Origin of the sequence: Mesorhizobium sp. B2-1-8, from assembly GCF_006442545.2 — a bacterium.
Classification (GTDB): Bacteria; Pseudomonadota; Alphaproteobacteria; order Rhizobiales; family Rhizobiaceae; genus Mesorhizobium.
The window spans coordinates 715919-732783 of record NZ_CP083952.1 but is presented as its reverse complement, the minus strand read 5'-3'; the positions used below and the strand labels follow the sequence as shown (position 1 = coordinate 732783).

At 63.9% G+C, this 16865-nt stretch carries 14 protein-coding genes; 5 read left to right on the top strand and 9 right to left on the bottom strand.

Annotation, left to right across the window (positions count from 1 at the left end):
• The first annotated feature begins 5 nt into the window (after nucleotides 1-5).
• Both FJ970_RS03495 and FJ970_RS03490 read left to right on the top strand, forming a co-directional pair.
• Nucleotides 6-1307 (top strand): aminotransferase class III-fold pyridoxal phosphate-dependent enzyme, encoded by a 1302-nt coding sequence (locus tag FJ970_RS03495; RefSeq protein WP_415752026.1) that lies wholly within the window; start codon nucleotides 6-8, stop codon nucleotides 1305-1307.
• Entirely contained in the window at nucleotides 1304-2326 is a 1023-nt protein-coding gene (locus FJ970_RS03490) for a phosphotransferase enzyme family protein (RefSeq protein WP_140760422.1), read from the top strand. The genes FJ970_RS03495 and FJ970_RS03490 overlap by 4 nt, the downstream gene beginning before the upstream one ends.
• 61 nt (nucleotides 2327-2387) lie before the next feature.
• On the opposite strand, the gene hpaH is transcribed toward FJ970_RS03490, so the two are convergent.
• The 5 genes from hpaH to FJ970_RS03465 form a co-directional block, all read right to left on the bottom strand.
• Nucleotides 2388-3194 (bottom strand): 2-oxo-hept-4-ene-1,7-dioate hydratase, encoded by an 807-nt coding sequence (hpaH, locus tag FJ970_RS03485; RefSeq protein WP_140760424.1) that lies wholly within the window; start codon nucleotides 3192-3194, stop codon nucleotides 2388-2390.
• Nucleotides 3191-4060 carry a fumarylacetoacetate hydrolase family protein gene (locus tag FJ970_RS03480; RefSeq protein WP_140760426.1) on the bottom strand — a complete coding sequence of 290 codons (870 nt, stop codon included), beginning with the start codon at nucleotides 4058-4060 and terminating at the stop codon, nucleotides 3191-3193. The genes hpaH and FJ970_RS03480 overlap by 4 nt, the downstream gene beginning before the upstream one ends.
• A gap of 244 nt (nucleotides 4061-4304) precedes the next feature.
• Nucleotides 4305-5285: a 3,4-dihydroxyphenylacetate 2,3-dioxygenase gene (gene hpaD, locus FJ970_RS03475; protein ID WP_140765571.1), complete on the bottom strand. Its 981-nt coding sequence runs from the start codon at nucleotides 5283-5285 to the stop codon at nucleotides 4305-4307.
• A gap of 14 nt (nucleotides 5286-5299) precedes the next feature.
• Complete coding sequence (hpaE, locus tag FJ970_RS03470; protein WP_140765569.1) at nucleotides 5300-6817, bottom strand: 5-carboxymethyl-2-hydroxymuconate semialdehyde dehydrogenase; 1518 nt, start codon at nucleotides 6815-6817, stop codon at nucleotides 5300-5302.
• Nucleotides 6818-6829: 12 nt separating this feature from the next.
• Entirely contained in the window at nucleotides 6830-7216 is a 387-nt protein-coding gene (locus FJ970_RS03465; RefSeq protein WP_140765567.1) for a 5-carboxymethyl-2-hydroxymuconate Delta-isomerase, read from the bottom strand.
• A 213-nt stretch (nucleotides 7217-7429) separates the two neighbouring features.
• Between FJ970_RS03465 and hpaR the strand changes: the two genes are divergently transcribed.
• Nucleotides 7430-7825 carry a homoprotocatechuate degradation operon regulator HpaR gene (gene hpaR, locus FJ970_RS03460; RefSeq protein WP_224596905.1) on the top strand — a complete coding sequence of 132 codons (396 nt, stop codon included), beginning with the start codon at nucleotides 7430-7432 and terminating at the stop codon, nucleotides 7823-7825.
• 31 nt (nucleotides 7826-7856) lie between these two features.
• On the opposite strand, the gene FJ970_RS03455 is transcribed toward hpaR, so the two are convergent.
• On the bottom strand, nucleotides 7857-8366 hold the full coding sequence (locus tag FJ970_RS03455; protein WP_140765563.1) for a flavin reductase: 510 nt from the start codon (nucleotides 8364-8366) through the stop codon (nucleotides 7857-7859).
• A gap of 5 nt (nucleotides 8367-8371) precedes the next feature.
• Nucleotides 8372-9916 (bottom strand): 4-hydroxyphenylacetate 3-hydroxylase N-terminal domain-containing protein, encoded by a 1545-nt coding sequence (locus tag FJ970_RS03450; protein ID WP_140765561.1) that lies wholly within the window; start codon nucleotides 9914-9916, stop codon nucleotides 8372-8374.
• Between the two features lie 94 nt (nucleotides 9917-10010).
• Here FJ970_RS03450 and FJ970_RS03445 point away from each other — a divergent pair, with 94 nt between their 5' ends.
• Nucleotides 10011-10880, top strand: coding sequence for a helix-turn-helix domain-containing protein (locus tag FJ970_RS03445; RefSeq protein WP_140765559.1), 870 nt, complete (start codon nucleotides 10011-10013; stop codon nucleotides 10878-10880).
• Nucleotides 10881-10918: 38 nt separating this feature from the next.
• On the opposite strand, the gene FJ970_RS03440 is transcribed toward FJ970_RS03445, so the two are convergent.
• Both FJ970_RS03440 and FJ970_RS03435 read right to left on the bottom strand, forming a co-directional pair.
• Nucleotides 10919-12322 carry an RtcB family protein gene (locus FJ970_RS03440; RefSeq protein ID WP_181178835.1) on the bottom strand — a complete coding sequence of 468 codons (1404 nt, stop codon included), beginning with the start codon at nucleotides 12320-12322 and terminating at the stop codon, nucleotides 10919-10921.
• Between the two features lie 1098 nt (nucleotides 12323-13420).
• Nucleotides 13421-14980 (bottom strand): vWA domain-containing protein, encoded by a 1560-nt coding sequence (locus FJ970_RS03435; RefSeq protein WP_140765557.1) that lies wholly within the window; start codon nucleotides 14978-14980, stop codon nucleotides 13421-13423.
• 207 nt (nucleotides 14981-15187) lie between these two features.
• Between FJ970_RS03435 and rtcR the strand changes: the two genes are divergently transcribed.
• Nucleotides 15188-16783, top strand: a complete 1596-nt coding sequence (gene rtcR, locus FJ970_RS03430; protein WP_140765555.1) for an RNA repair transcriptional activator RtcR — start codon at nucleotides 15188-15190, stop codon at nucleotides 16781-16783.
• The last annotated feature ends 82 nt before the right edge of the window (nucleotides 16784-16865 follow it).

Here is a 16865-nt window from a genome sequence, read left to right as displayed (position 1 = left end):
TGGTGATGGCTCAGCAAAAAATGGCCGACGAGGCGCTGGTTAGCCGGCGTTCCCGCCTGCTCGGCGCGAAATCGCAACTGTTCTATGACGAGCCCGTGCACCTGGTGCGCGGCGAAGGCGTCTGGCTCCATGATGCCGATGGCCGAAAATATCTCGACGCCTACAACAATGTCGCGCATGTCGGCCATTGCCACCCGCATGTGGTCGAGGCGCTGTGCCGGCAGGCAAGCCTGCTCAACACCCACACGCGCTATCTCCACACCGCCATCCTCGACTATGTCGAGCGGCTGACCGCGACCTTCGATGCCAGCCTGTCGACCGCGATCCTCACCTGCACCGGCAGCGAGGCCAATGACATCGCGCTGCGCATGGCGCAGGCGGTCTCCGGCCAGATGGGTATCATCGCCACCGACGCCACCTATCACGGCAACACCACAGCGGTTTCGCAGCTCTCGACCCGCATGCCGCCGGTCGGCGGCCGCGCCCACCATGTCAGGCTGGTGCCGGCGCCTGACAGTTTTCGCCATCCCGATGCGATGGCCAATGGCAAGGCTTTCGGCGACGCCGTGCGCGAAGCCATCGCCTCGCTGGCCAGGGAAGGCATAGGCCTTTCCGGCATGATCCTGTGCCCGTTGCTCGCCAATGAAGGTTTTCCGTCACTTCCCAACGGCTTTTTCGACGACGCCGTATCGGCGGTGCGCGAGGCGGGCGGTCTAATGATCGCCGACGAGGTTCAGCCCGGTTTCGGCCGCACCGGCAGCCATTTCTGGGGCCACCAGCGCGCCGGTTTCGTGCCCGACATCGTCACCATGGGCAAGCCGATGGGCAACGGCCATCCGGTCGCCGCCGTGGTCACAACGAAAGATATCCTGGCTACCTTCCGCAACGCCTTCCGTTACTTCAACACCTTTGGCGGCAATCCGGTCTCCTGCTCGGTGGCCAATGCGGTCCTCGATGTCCTGGAAGACGAAAACCTCGTCGCCAATGCGCGCGATGTCGGCGCCTACGCGCTCGAGCTGCTGCGGCCGCTGGCCGATCGGCATGATTGCATCGGCGAAGTCAGGGGAGCCGGCCTGTTCCTCGGCGCCGAGCTTGTCCACGACCGCCAGACCCGCGAGCCGGCGTCCGATATCGCCGGCCGCGTCATCAACGCCATGCGCGACCGTGGCGTGCTGATGGGCAAGACCGGCATTCATGGCAATGTGCTGAAGATCCGCCCGCCAATGCCCTTCTCCCGCGACAATGCCGATCTGCTGATCGGAACGCTCGACGAGGTGCTCGGCGAAGTCGGCGGAGTGCCGGCGTGAACGCTGTCTCGACGCATGCCGAGCCGGAAACGGCAGCTGACGTGACCGACCTTGCCAGTCGCGCGCTCGAACATTGGGGCGTTCGCCACGGGCAACCGGAGCTCTTGAAATACCGGGAGAATGCGGTCTTCCGGGTTCACCTGCCCGGCGGTCGGCCGGCCGTGATGCGCGTGCACCGGCTTGGCTATCACACGGATGCCGCGCTGCGCGGGGAATTGCAATGGATGAGCTTTCTGCAAGCCGCCGGCGTCGCCACGCCGTCTCCGATCGCAACGCAGGCCGGCGATCCGTTCGTGCTCGTGAGCACCGCCGCCTTGGCGCAACCGCGCCAGATCGATTGTCTGAGCTGGCTCGAAGGCCGCGCCGTCGGTGCGCGCGGCGTGCCGCTGGGTTATGCGCCGGAACAATTGAAGCAGGTCTTCATGGCGATCGGTCGAAGCGTCGCCCACATGCATACAGTCACCGCCGCCTGGGTGCCGCCTGCCGGCTTCGCCCGCCATGCCTGGGATTTCGACGGCTTCTTCGGCGCGGCCCCAAATTGGGGACGCTTCGAGACCTCGCCCTTCCTCGACGGCGCGCGCCGCGACCTGGTTTTCCAGGCCCGGGAAAAGGCCGTGAAGGCGCTGTCGGAGCATGAACGCAGCGCCCGCAATTTCGGCATCATCCATGCCGATCTGGTGCGCGAGAATGTGCTCATCCATGACGGTGCGGTGCGCATCATCGACTTCGACGATTGCGGCCTTGGCTGGCACATGTACGACCTTGCCGTCGCGCTCTACCAGAACCGCGACGAGCCGCTCTATCCGCTGATCGAGGCATCGCTGCTGGAAGGCTACCGGCAGCAGCGCGAGTTGACCGTGCGCGACATCGCCGCGCTGCCGCTGTTCGCCGCGCTGCGGGCCTTCGCGTTTCTGGGCTGGGTGCAAAGCCGTGTCGAAGGCGACATTACGAGGGAGGTCGGCCTGCGCATGTCCGATATCGCGGCCGATGTGGTCATTGCCTATCTGCGAGGCGAGTAGAGCAATTCCAGGAAAAGTGTGAAGCGGTTTTCTGTCCGGAATTGCGTTAGACTAAGAACCGTCAGCCCTTTGCGAAGTGGATGCTGACCGTTCCCGAGCCGCCGAAATCGGCGACAATGGTGTCGCCGGGCCGCGCCTCGACGGGCCGCACGAAGGACCCCGACAGCACCACTTCGCCCCCCGCGATCGATAGGCCGTAGCGGGCGAGCCGGTCGGCCAGCCAGGCGATGCCCATCGCCGGATGGTTGAGCACGCCGGCGCCAAGCCCGGTCTCCTCGACCTCGGCATTGCGCGAGACGATGGCGCCGATCCAGCGCATGTCGGCTTCATCGGGCCGTTGCGGCCTGCCGCCGATGACGATGCCGGCATTGGCGGCATTGTCCGAAATCGTATCGAAGAAGGTGCGCGCCTTCTTGGTCTCGGCATTGACGCGCTCGATGCGCGTGTCGAGGATTTCCAGCGCCGGCGTGATGTAGTCGGTGGCGTTGAGCACGTCGAAGATGGTCACGCCGGGCCCCTTCAGCGGCGCCTTCATGACGAAAGCGATCTCGGCCTCGACGCGCGGCTGGATGAAACGGCCGGCGGGAATCGTGGCGCCGTCATTGAAGAACATGTCGTCGAAGAGCACGCCCGAATCCGGTGTGTCGATGGCCAGCGCATATTGCATCGCCTTGGACGTCAGGCCGATCTTCCAGCCTCTCGGCTTCAGCCCGGCATCGATCTTGCGCGTCACCAGCGCGGCCTGCACGCGATAGGCGTCCTCCATCGTCGCCTCGGGAAAATCGAGGCTGAGCAGCCGGATCTGGCGGCGTGAGCGCTCGGCCTCGAACAGCCGGTCGGCCGCGTCTTCCACTTGGCTTGGGGTCATGCTTCCGCCTCGTCGACGACGCCGTTTCTGAGCATACCGATGCCGTCGGCCTCCACCTCGATCAAATCGCCCGGCTTCAGCCAGACCGGCGGCTCGAAGCGAGCGCCAGCGCCGGTCGGGGTTCCGGTGACGATGATATCGCCGGGCGCCAGCGTGGTGAATGTCGAGATGTAGTTGATGATCTTGCGGAAGGAAAAGATCATCCGGCTGGTGCGGTCCTGCTGGCGCACTTCGCCGTTGACGCGCGTGGTGAGCGCGATGTCGGCGATCTGCGCCTCGTCCGTGAACGGCACCAGCCACGGGCCGATCGAACCGGTGCAGTCGAAGTTCTTGCCTTGCGTGACGTTGAATTTTGCATGCCGCACCCAGTCGCGGATGGTGCCTTCGTTACACAGCGACAATGCCGCGATATGGCCGAGCGCGTCTGCCTCGGCGATGCGCCGGCCGGGTTTGCCGATGACGATGACGATCTCGCCCTCATAATCCAGCTGTGGCGACTCCGGCGGCCGTACCAGCGGCGCGCCATGACCGACGAAGGAGTTGACGAAGCGGATGAACAGCGAGGGGTTCGAGGGGGCTGCCTGGCCGTCCTTGTACTCCTCGTTGCGGTCGGGAAAATTGACGCCGACGCAGATGATCTTTTCCGGCGAGGGGATGGGGATGTCGTAAGTGATAGCGTCGAGCGGAAAATCGGCGGCGAGGGTGCCTGCCTCTTCAGCCAGCCGCCGCAAGGCGCCGGCCTCGATCACTTCGCGCAATGTCGGCCACTGGCCGTGGCGGGCGGAGAGGTCGACGACGCCTTTCTCGGTGATTGCGCCGTAGCGTGTCTTGCCGTCGATGGTGAAGGTGGCGAGCCGGGCATTCATGCGGCCACCCCGCCATCTGTGTTGTTCGATGCTGGCCAGGCCGGAGTTCTACGGCGCCCCCCTCTGTCCTGCCGGACATCTCCCCCTCTTGGGGGGAGATTGGCTGGCTCCGGCGTTAGCGCTTTCCTTGCGGCGTCGACGATTGGAGAAAGCGGAAATGAAGTCCGATCTCCCCCCTTGAGGGGAAGATGTCCGGCAGGACAGAGGGGGGCGACACAGAACGCTGACATAAAATCAAAATCCCTTACGGCGCGATGATCGGCGACGCCGCCAAGCCCGGCTGCCGCACCTCTGCACCCGCGAAAACGCTGCCCTCCTCGAACCAGCTTTTCGGCGCCGGCGCGCCCCACAGCGTCTGGCGCTGCGGGTCCTTCAGATCCCATTTGATCGGCTCGAGGTCGGGATCGACCGTCTGGTAGTCCGAGCAATAGATCTCGATGCGGTGGTTGTCGGGATCGCGCACATAAAGGAAGAACGCGTTGGAAATGCCGTGCCGGCCGGGGCCGCGCTCGATGTTCGGCAGATACCCGGTCGTCGCCATCAGGTCGAGCAGGTCGATGATGTTGAGCGGCGTCGGCACCCAGAAGGCGACATGGTGCAGGCGCGGGCCGACGCCATTGGTGAAGGCGATGTCATGGACGCCGCCCTTGCGGTGCGTCCAGGCCGCCCACAGCTTCCCGCTGCTGGCGTCCTCGGTGTATTCGGTGACGCGAAAACCGAGCTCGTTGTAGAAGGCGACGGACTCGTCGACATCAGGCGAGAAGCAGTTGAAATGGTCGATGCGCAACGGCTTGACGCCCTTGTAGAGCGCGTATTTCTGGTGGATCGGCGGCAAGCGCTCCATCGTCGCGTAGAATTCGAGCGGAATGCCGTGCGGGTCACGCGTGCGGAAGGTGCGCGACTGGTAGGGACGCTCGACCCATTCGACCGGCATGCCCTTGCCCCTGAAGAAATGCTCGGCCTTGTCGAGGTCTTCTTCGGAATACACCTTGAAACCGAGATCGCGCGCTTCCGCCGTTGTCGCCGTCTTCAGCACGATGCAGTGATGGCCACGCTCCTCCATGGCCCTGAGGTAGATGGCGCCTGATGTCTCGTCGGTGACCTGCAGGCCGAGCGTATCGACATAGAAAGCTCGGGATTTGGCGAGATCGGTGACGGCCAGTTCGACATGGCTCAGCCGCACGATGTTGAAGGCCGGATAGAGGTTGGGCTTGGGCAAGGGCATCTGGTTTCCTCCGGTCAGCCGCCGAGTTTCTGGATCGCGTGCGCTGACGTGGCGAAGGCGATGTTCTTGGTCTCCATGTAGAAATCGAAGGAATGGTCGCCGCCGTCGCGGCCGATGCCGGAATTCTTGACGCCGCCGAACGGCGTCGGCAGATGGCGTACATTCTCCGAATTGACCCAAATCATGCCGGCGTCCAGCGCTTCGGTGAAGCGGAAGGCGCGGGTGACGTCCGATGTCCAGAGATAGCCGGTCAGGCCGTATTGCGTGTCGTTGGCCAGCGCCAGCGCCTCCGCCTCGTCCTTGAAAGCGATGGCGGTCAGCACCGGTCCGAAGATTTCTTCCTGGGCGATGCGCATCCTGTTGGTGGCGCCCGTGAACAGTGTCGGGCTGACATAGCAGCCGCCGCCGGGGCCGGCGAACTTGCCACCGCCGGCGGCGACCACGGCACCTTCCGATTTGCCGATCTCGATATAGGACAGCACCTTTTCCTCGTGCACCGGATGGATCAGCGGCCCGACCACGGTTTTCGGATCGAGCGGATGGCCTATCCTGATGCGCTTTGCCTTCTCCGCCACCAGATCGGTGAACCGGTCATAGACCGGGGCTTCCACCAGCAGCCGCGACGATGAGGTGCAGCGCTCGCCGTTGAGCGAATAGATCATGAACACCGCCGCATCCGCCGCGCGTTCGAGATCGGCGTCGGCGAAGACGATCACCGGGTTTTTGCCGCCGAGCTCGAAATGCACGCGCTTCAGCGTATCGGCGCCTTGGCGCATGATCATCGAGCCGGTGCGGCTTTCGCCGACGAAGCCGATCGCCTTGATGTCGGGATGCTCGGTCAGTGCCTTGCCGGCATATTCACCGAGGCCATTGACCAGGTTCCACACCCCTTTCGGTAGGCCGGCCTCCTCGGCGATCTCGACAAGCAGCCGCGCGCTGAGCGGCGAGAACTCAGCCGGCTTATGAACGACGGTGCAGCCGGCGGCCAAGGCCGGCGCGATCTTCCAGGTCGACAGCATGAACGGCGTGTTCCACGGCGTGATGATGCCGACCGGCCCGATCGGCACCCGCGTCGTCATATTGACCTGGCCCGGGGTCCGCAGCGTCTCGCCGTCGCGCGCTTGCGGCGCGCGGTCGGCAAAGAAGCGGAAGTTTTCGGCGCCCCGCAACGCGGCCTTGGCCATGAACTTCAGCGCCTGGCCGGTGTCCATGCACTCGACGAAGGCGATCTCCTCGGCGCGCGCCTCGATCGCATCGGCGATTCTGTGCAACAGCTTCTTGCGCGCCTCGCCCGGCAAGGCGGCCCAGGCCGGGAAAGCCCCCTTCGCCGCTTTGGCCGCACGGTCGATGTCGGCGGCGTCGCCGCGCGCGACCTTGGCCAGTGGCTGCAGATCGACCGGCGACAGCGTCTCGAAGGTCGAGCCGTCGGCGGCCGGCACCGCCTCGCCGCCGATCTGGTTCAGCACGCCGTCGGTCTTGAAGCGGGCGAGGTAGGCGTGCGCCTTTTTCAGATTGCCTTCGAGATCGGACATGTCAGTCTTCCGTCACTTGTCGCGCAGCCGCGGGTGGATTGCATTCTTCTTCCAGCTCAGCACCGGGTCGATTTCCCTGATCTCCAGCGACAAGGCGAAATGCGGAGTCTCGAACAAGCGGCGGAGAAATTGACTAATCGCCGCGAACACGGCCTCGCCGGTCCGCTTCTTGTCCTCCGCGCTGCGGCCGGCACCGATGCGAAACGACATATCGAGAAAGGCGTTTTCCGGCAGGTGATCGGCAATGGCGTAGGCGTCAGCGCGAAAGGCCCGCACCCGCACGGCGCCGGTCTCGAACAGACCGGTGTCCAGCACCGTGCGCAACACCAGCGCGCACAATTCATCCATATCGACCTTGGCATCGAGATTGGCCGAATACTCGATGGAGAAGTGCGGCACCGCGTTTCGTCCCTGGTTTGTCGCATTGTTGTAGTTAACGCGTTAATTACATGACCTACCCCCAAAGTCAAGTCTTGCATCGGGCTGGAGGCGACGATACGGGATGGAAAGGTCGGGTTTCGACATTGGTCCATGTGGGCCGAAATCCGCTGACCACCGCATTATTGGGGGCGCTGCTTCTTGCTGCCGGAAAACACTCGTCGCTCCTTGCCGATGGCATTGCTTCACGCCCGCGAAGCAGTGATGGCGCGGTTTCGCCCGATGCTTGCCGCGCATGACGTGACCGAGCAGCAATGGCGCGTGCTGCGCGTGCTGAGCGAGGCCGGGCCGGTCGAGGCGACCGAGCTTGCCGATCGCGCCTCCGTGCTGCCGCCCAGTCTGACCCGCATCATCAAGGCGCTCGAGGGCCGGAAATTCATCACCCGCAACAAGGCGGAAGGCGACGGCCGCCGCGTCGTGCTGACCATCGCGCCGGCGGGCTCCGCGCTGATCGACGCGCTGTCGCCGGAGAGGCGTGTCATCTACGACGACATCGAGCAGCGGTTCGGCCACGAGCGGCTGGAGCAGCTGCTCGATCTCCTGGAGAGCCTGATCGACGGCGAGAGTTGACCGCTCCGCGGTCAGGGCCGTTCGCTCCTGCTCACCCCCCGAAACTCCCCAATCGCGTCGGCTGTGTGTAGTTGCGGTCGACATAGAGCAGCGCCGAGCCGCCGCTGCCGTGCCTGACGTCGATGACGCGGCCGACCATGACATTGTGCGTGCCGACGAGGTGCACGGTCTCGATCTCGCAATCGAAGTTGACGATGGCGTCCGACAGTGCCGGCGTGCCCGAGGCCAGTGTCTGCCAGCGCGCGGCCTCGTAACGGGCCGCCATGTCCCTGGTCGCGCCGGCAAACTTTCCGGCCAGGTGCATATGGTCATGCGTCAGCACGTTGACGCAGAAGCGCCGGTTGGCCAGGAACATCGCCGCCTGCGTCGAACGTCCGTTCATGCACACAAGCAGCGTCGGCGGCTCGTCGGAGACGCTGCACATGGCGGTGGCGGTGAAGCCGCCGCGTCCCGCCGGCCCATCGGTGGTGATGATGTTGACCGGCGCGCAGACCCTCGCCATGGCGTCGCGGAAATCGGCCTTCGAAATCTGCGCGGCCATCGGCTTCACCCGGCCGTCGAGCCAAGCGGCGGCAGCCAGGTGTCGCCTGTCCAGCCGTTCTCGTCATAGTCGGCCATGCAGGTATCGACGAGTTCCTCCATCGCCTTCAGCTGCCCGCCGCGCTCGGCGCCCTTCAGTACCTGCAGCCGCACCTCTTCCGGCGCGCCGGCATAGTTGAGTTCATAGAGCGCATGGCGGCCGCCGAACTCGGTGCCGGTCGCGTCCCACAGCAACTTCATGATCTTGATGCGCTCGACATGGCCCATATCGTTGGAGCCGCGCACATATTGCGTCAGATATTTGTCGATCTCGGGATTGTTGAAGTCGCGCACCGAGGACGGCAGGTAGATCAGCCCCGACGCGACCACCCGGCGCACCGTGTCGATGACGCGCGGATAGGCCTCCGACATGAAGGTGCGATAGGCGAGCGCGGCATCGAGATTGGGCAGCACCGCACCGTTCGCCCACGGGATCGGGTTGTGGGCCATGGCATTGGAGAAACTCCAGAACATGTGCCTCAGAGCAATGACTTCGCCCAGTGCCGCCTGGTTGCCGCGAAAGGCGTCGCCGCCGGTGGCGCGCAATGCCTTGGCCAGCAGGCCGGCGAGGAAATCGAGCTTGACGGCGAAGCGCGTGCAGCCCTGGAAACAATAGCCGTGCATGAAGCCCGACGCCGGATGGAAGGACAGGATCTTTTGCGCATCGCGCAGCACCAGCACGTCCTCCCAGGGGATGAAGACGTTGTCGAGCACCAGGATGGCGTCGTTCTCGTCGAAGCGCGACGACAAGGGATAGTCGAACGGTGCCGCCACGGTATTGGCGGTCTGCTCATAGGAAACGCGGCAGAACATCTTTATCCCCGGCGCGTTCATCGGCACGATGAACATCACCGACAGCGACGGATCCTCGGTGACCGTCGCGGAGCCTTGCGCCAGGAAATTGTAGTGCGTCAGCGCCGAGGACGTCGCCACCACCTTGGCGCCGGAAACGAAAATACCGGCATCCGTTTCCTTGGTGATGTGGACGAACACGTCCTTCACCTGCTCGGCCGGCTTGTGGCGGTCGATTGGTGGGTTGACGATGGCGTGGTTCATGAACAGCACGGCTTCCTGCGCACGTTTGTGCCAGGCCAGCGCATTGTCCTTGAACGGTCCGTACCAGTCGGCATTGGCGCCGAGCGTGTTCATCAGCGCCGCCTTGTAGTCAGGCGTGCGCCCCATCCAGCCATAGGACATGCGCGACCACTCGGCGATCGCCGTCTGCTGGGCCGCGAGTTCGCCGGAGGATTTGGCGACGCGGAAGTATTTGTGGGTGTAGCCGCCCGAACCGGTGTCGGTCGGCGAGGTCAGCGTCTCACGACGCTTGCCGTCATGCAGCACATCATAGAGCCGCGCCAGCGACCGCGCCGAGTTGCGCATGGCGGGGTGCGCGGTGACGTCGGCGATGCGTTCGCCATTGATATAGACCTCGCGTCCATCGCGCAGGCTCTCCAGGTATTCGGCCCCGGTGAACGGGCGCGCTTTATCCGCGCGAAAATCTTCTGATCGCATTGATGCTCCTCCACTTGGTATCGCAACCCTAGCGCCTCCGCGGGGGATCGGATATGGACGGAACGGCAAAACCGATTGGACTTTTTCCGGCACCATGAGTCAGAATTCGATTCCCGATTTCTTCGTCTACGGCGAACCGGTGCGGCCGCTCGATGTCGGCTTCCTTCATGTCGAGACAGTGCTTGCGCGCAGCAACATTCACCTCGGTCAGGTTGCCGCGCACAAGCACCCGCAAATGGGCCAGATCACCTACTGGACCAGCGGTTCCGGTACTTACCGCATCGAGGATCGGTCCTGGGACTTTTCGGCGCCGGCCGTCAGCTTCGTGCCGAGCAATGTCGTGCATGGTTTTTCGATCGGGCCAGGCACCGACGCCATCGTCGTATCCGTCGCCGACGATGCGTTGGCCACGCTCGCCGGCGACAGCCTGCTGCCGCTGGACCGGCCGGTCTTCGCCGACGCCTTCCCGCAGCACGCTGCATGGCAAAGACTGGCGACGGTGCTGGACATGATCGCCGCCGAGTACGCCGAGGCGCAGGCGGGCAACGACAAGGTGCTGCCGGCGCTGATCGTCGTCGCGCTCTCCCATATTGCGCGTCTTGCGCCCGCGAGAGTGGCCGCCACGGCGTCTTCCGATGCGACACTGGCCTTTGGCTTGCGCCGGCTTGTCGATGCGCATTTCCGCGAGAATTGGCCGGTCGACCGCTACGTCGAGGCTCTCGCCACCACGCCGCATTTGCTCGACAAGGCCGCGCACGCGGTGTTGGGCAGTGGCGTCAAGCGGGTGGTCGGCGATCGCCGACTGCTGGAAGCCAAGCGTCTGCTGCTGTTCACCGTGCGCACGGTCGAGGACATCGCCTACGAGATCGGCTTCGACGACCCGGCCTATTTCTCACGCTTCTTCCGCGAGCGGATCGGCGAGGCCCCAGCCGCCTGGCGGCGGAGGCAGTTGCGGGACCAGTGATCACCGGATGCGAGCTTGCAGCCCGCATCCGGTCGGGGTTAGCGCCCCTGTTGCTGGCGCGCTTCCCACTTCTTGCGCCATGGCGCGTTCGCCTCCCAGTCGCCGGCCATGATGCAGCCATAAGGCAGCACTTCGTCGACGATCTCCGCCAGACCGAAATGCTCGATCTGGCGGCGCATCGAGGCCGCGTTCTTGTAGGCGCTCGGCAACTCCGAAATATCCGTCACGCCGGAGAAGAAGCGAGCATCGATGCCCTTCGTCTCCTGCGCGAAGATATCGGCGTCGCTGCGCCCCGCCTGCATGCGCCGGTGCTGGGTGCGCGAGAAATTGCGCCCGGCGCCGTGAGGCGAGAAGCCAAGCCCGTGCACCGCGTTCTTGCCACGTACAATCAGCACCGGTTCCGCCATGTTGAGCGGGATCAGCGTCAGATCGGTGGCGTCGTCGGCCCAGTTGTCGAATGCCGGTGTGGCGCCCTTGCCGTGGTAGAATAGCCCATCCGAGCGGCGGAAGACGAAGTTGTGCTCGTTCCAGAACCGGTCCGACACCTTCGCCGACAGCTTTTCGGCCGCTAGGTCGTGGATGAGCATATGGTTGCCCTTGGTCCATTCGCGGATCGTTTGCAGGGCGTCCCAATACTCATCGCCTTCCCGCGTGTCGGCCGGGATCCAGGCGTTCTGCGGCAAGGTTTCCGGCGACAGCGTCTTGCGGACGCCCTCGGCGATCCTCATCCCCTTGCTGTAGAGCCGCGCGCCAGGCGAGCGCGAGCCGTGATGGGTGACCAGCGCCGTCTCGCCACTCGACTTCAACGTGCCGACATAGGCGAAATGGTTGCCGTCGCCCTGCGTGCCGAAATGCTCGATCGCGGCACTGGTCAGGTCGCGCAGCAAGGGGTTGGCCTCGAAACGCTCGAAGATCTCCTTGGCCGGCCGGATCTGCTGGCCCCGCGGACGCCCGCCCGGTCCGAAATGGGTGACCCCATGAATGGCATCGAGCAGCGCGACGGGCGCCACGCCGGGAAATACCGAGATCGCCATCGAGCAGCAGATGTCGGCAGAATGCATGCCGGGGTGGATGCCTTCGGACACGGCGACGCCGCCGACCGGAATCGTGCCCGCCGGACCAGCCGGGCAGGCGTCCGGCATGATGGCGCCGGCGCGGATCACCGGCGTGCGCATCAGCTCGGTCATCGAGCGCATCACCGCTTCGACATTGGCGGCTTCGTCAGGCGTTTCGGCCTCGATGTTGAGGTGCAGTGGCATCGAGGAAGCCGCATGCAGCGGAATGGCGGGCGGCGGCGCGAAAGCGCGCGCGGCCTCCAGCGCATCGCCCTGCGATCCACCCTTCTCCAGCACCGCATTGGCGGCGGCCAGCGCCTTGCCGAACCATTTGCCCTGCGGCATGCCGGCGTCGATCAAATCCTGTCCACTCAAAATCTCGGTCATGTCCTTCACTTTCGATACATCAAGCACTGCGCATTGCGGACGGACGACAAGGGAATGCGAGACATTTTTCCGCCACTTCGCGAAGATGCGAAGGAGGGATACGAACCCTCACGCCTTTCGGCACCCGCTTGCTTGTTTGCTTCGGAGCGGGCCGCGTCTACCTGTAGTCTCGCAGGCATTCGTCCTTATTCGGTCTGGCGACAAGTGTCGGCAAGACAAACTGAGCTACTTTCCGTCCCAGTGGGATGGAAGGGATGGCTTGAACATCCGACCTTCCGCCGCTTTCGCCGCGGATGCTCTATCCTGTAATCCTGCCTGCATTCGCCATTCATTCCCTTCTCTGCGGCGGGCGACAAATCGAAGCGAGAAACCGATCGATCAACCGATCGACGGGCGGATTCGAACCGCCAGATACCAATGTATTCCCGCAGGCATTCGCCCGTTCAATCGGCTGGCGACAAGGATCGGCAAGACGGTGACTGCGCCACCCCGCTCCAGAGAGCGGGAGAGTGATTTGAACACCCGACCTCCCGTCCTTCGACGGGCGCGCTACCTGTAGTCCTGCCTGCATTCGCCATTTGTTCGGTCGCCGCGGCGACAAGGGATGATGAAACACCGGGAGTCCCGCTCGTGCCAGAGAGCGCCTGCAAGGTGAGGAGTCGAACCTCACGGAGCATCCCGTTCATGTTGCTGTAGTTCCATCCGGCATTCGCCGCGGCTTTGTTCGGGTGTGACGACAAGATTTCTGCGAAAACTGCCTTTCTGCTCTGCCGACTGAGCTACGGAGCCGATTGGCAGCTCCGGCGGGACTCGAACCCGCGACCCGAAAGTTAGGATGTAGTTCCACAGGCATTCGTCACGCTGTTTGTTCAGTTCCTTTCCTATTCAGTTGCGGCCGAAACCGCGTAATGCCGTCGGGCATGACGACAAGGTTTGATGAAACGTCCCGCTCTATCCGCTGAGCTACGGGTCCATAGTGGCGGACCCGACGGGATTCGAACCCGCGACCTGGAGGTGAACAGCCTGTAGTTCCATCGGCATTCGTCATGCCCTGTTTTTGTTCCGGTAGTCCCGGCGGGCGCGCCGCCGGGACCGTTTTCAGAGTTCGATCGCCTCGATCGTGCGCACCCAATGGTCCGGGTCGCCGCTCGACGACAACATCGTCCCAACCACGTCGAAGACGCGGTCGGAGAAGCCACCGACATTCAGGATGTCGGCCTGCGACTTGGCCTGCGTCGTCGCATGGGACTGGATGTCGATGCAGACCAGCTTGGCTGCCGGGTTCAACCCCTTCAACTTCTGCCATTCCTGCATCGTCGCCGTCCCCTGATGCGCATGCGCCGAGGCATCCACCCAGGACTGGTTGTCCGACACGAACACCACCAGGTCGACATCGGCCTTCTCGCGCACCAGCCGCGCCAGCGGAGCCGAACAGTTGGTCCCGCCACCACCGACGGTGGCAAGCTTGGCGGCGTTGGTCATCACCGTATCGCGAGCGTTGAGGCTGACATCAACCACATCGTTCTCGAACGGCAACACCCTGGCCGTCGGGTTGCGTCGCAGCAGTGCGGCGGCCACCAGGGCGGCCACATCGATGCAACGCACGGCCGACGTCGCGCCCTGGCGGTAGCCGGTGACGGGCGAGCTCATTGAGCCCGAAACGTCTGGACACACCACCACGTTGCCCTTGATCCGGGGCACGTTGCCGAGCGCGATTTCCATCGCATCCTGCAGCGCGTCCCTAACCACGCCAGGCACTTTCGCATCGGCCACGGTGAACGCCACCATCAGCTGATACGGGAACACCCGGGCGCGCGGGACCTCCTGGGGATCGCGCAGACGCGCCGCCAGCTTCTCGCCGAACCCTTCCACTTCGAACACGCCATTGCGGGCAAAGGTGTTCAGGTTCTGCCGCAGCATCTGCCATCCGGCCGTTTGCGCGATCTGCACCCAATGTTCACGCGACAGCGGCATCGAGGTCAGCATCTGGAACGGCACCTCAGGCACAGGCAGCGATGGATCGCGCTTGAAGGCTTCGAATGCCTTCACCACGTCCGGCAGCACGGCCACGTCGTGCGGCTTGCCCAGGAGATAGCCATAAAGCGCCTCACGCGACGCCGATTTCGGCTTCGGGTGAACCATCTTCACGACATCGGCCAGCGACGGATCGTTGCCGACCGCGGCCCGCATGATCTCGAAGTCGGCCGCCTGCTCGAGCCAGGCCTGGACATGGCGCTTCGGCCGCGTGCCGAGCGACTTGCGGCCGGTGGCGCCCGAACGCATGACCTGCACGAAGTTGCGCAGCATCTTGCCGTTCCGGACGATGCGCCCGAAAGCACGGTCGAACTCGTCGCCCTGCATCGAGGAGAGAACGGCCAGCAGCAGCGCCGGCATGTCCTTCATGTAGCCCTGCTCGAAAGCGTGGACGGCGGTGCGTGCCAGGAACCCCGGCTCGACCTGCCAGGCAAGCTTCAGCACCTCGTCCAGCTGCTCACGCGGCTCGGCGTAGAAGGTGGCGTTGAACGTTCCCGTCGCCGCCAGCTGCGCCAGAGACTGCTCGGGCGATAGGCGGTAAGCCCGGGCACCCTCACGGTTTTTGGCGTCAGCCGGCGGGAGCAGCTTTCCTGCACTCGTCGCAAACACGGATTTGTTCGCCATTGTTCTGATCCTTCATTTCACACCAGCAGCATTACAAGCTGCGTGCCAGTTTGAAGAGCGGGGCTGCTTCAGGTCGCCTCATCGCGCATAATCGATTGATTTTATTGAGAAACAAAAATCACGGACTAAACCTTTTGCATCTGGCGCTTCGCGAGAAGAAGCCTGTAATATAATCCAATTGTATCGACTCTTATATCACGGGATAAAATGCGAAGACGGGTCGCTATAGGTATTCTCGGGACGACGCTCGATGCGGGTCGCACCGACGACCGCTGGAAGAAATGGCGGCCGACGGTTGCGCTGTGCCAGCAGCAGGGATTGTTCATTGACCGCCTGGAACTCATTCACGGGACACAGTCCCGGCAGCTCGCCACGCAGATCATCGCCGACATCGAACAGGTTTCGCCGGCGACAGAGGTCAGGCCGCATATCATCGGCATGAGAGACCCCTGGGATTTCAGCGAGGTCTACACCGGCCTGCGCGATTTTGCCCGGGGTTATGTGTTCGATCCCGAGAAGGAGGATTATCTCGTCAACATCACTACCGGCACGCATGTCGCGCAGATCTGCTGGTTCCTGCTCACCGAGGCCCACTTCATCCCTGCACGCCTGCTACAGCTCTCTCCCCGCAAGGATGGGCGCGACGACGTCTCCGGCAGCCACTCGATCATCGACCTCGACCTGTCGCGTTATGATGCGATCGCTACACGCTTTACCGCGGAGCGCGACGAGGCGACGTCGTTCCTGAAGTCTGGCATCGCCACCCGCAATCCGGCCTTCAACCAGATGATCGACCAGATCGAGAAGGTGACGATCCGCTCGCGCGCGCCCGTCCTGCTCACCGGCCCGACAGGCGCCGGCAAGTCGCAGCTCGCGCGCCGCATCTACGAACTCAAGAAAGCGCAGCGGCAGGTTTCCGGCGCCTTCATCGAGGTCAATTGCGCGACCTTGCGCGGCGACCAGGCGATGTCGACGCTGTTCGGCCACGTCAAGGGCGCTTTCACCGGCGCGCAGAACGAACGCGCCGGGCTGATGAAGTCGGCCAACAAGGGCGTGCTGTTTCTCGACGAGATCGGTGAACTCGGCATCGACGAACAGGCCATGTGCCTGCGCGCCATCGAGGAGAAGCGTTTCCTGCCGGTGGGCGCCGACCAGGACGTAATCTCGGATTTCCAGCTTCTGGCCGGCACCAATCGCGACCTGTCGATCGGCGTGAAGGAGGGCAGGTTCCGCGAGGATTTGTTCGCACGTCTGAATCTCTGGACCTTCCAGCTTCCGGCGCTACGCGACCGCAAGGAAGACATCGAGCCCAACCTCGACTTCGAGCTGCGCCGCTTCGGCGAACGCGAGGGCCAGAACGTGACCTTCAACAGGGAGGCGCGGGATCTCTACCTGAAATTCGCCATCGCGCCGCAGGCGATGTGGCGTGCCAATTTCCGCGATCTGTCGGCATCCATTACCCGCATGGCGACACTGGCGCCGCTCGGCCGCATCAACGAGGAGACCGTGCGCGACGAGATCGAACGACTGACGATGCTGTGGCGTGCCGGGGATGCCGGCGGCCGCGAGGCCATCCTGGTGGAGGCTTTGGGTGTCGAGCGGCAAAGCCGGATCGACCTATTCGATCGGCCGCAACTTGCCACCGTGCTCGAGGTCTGCCGCGACAGCAACTCGATCAGCGCCGCCGGCCGAAAACTGTTCGCCGTTTCGCGGCTGCAAAAGACCAGCGGCAACGATGCCGACCGGCTACGCAAATATCTCATGCGGTTCGACTTGAGCTTCGAGGACGTCGCCCGGAAATGATGGACGTCCTTCGTCGGCTGCCGGCGGGTTCATCCGCGGCGAGCGCAAGTCAAAAAGCTCTGCGGCTTGCTCGGCCACCTTT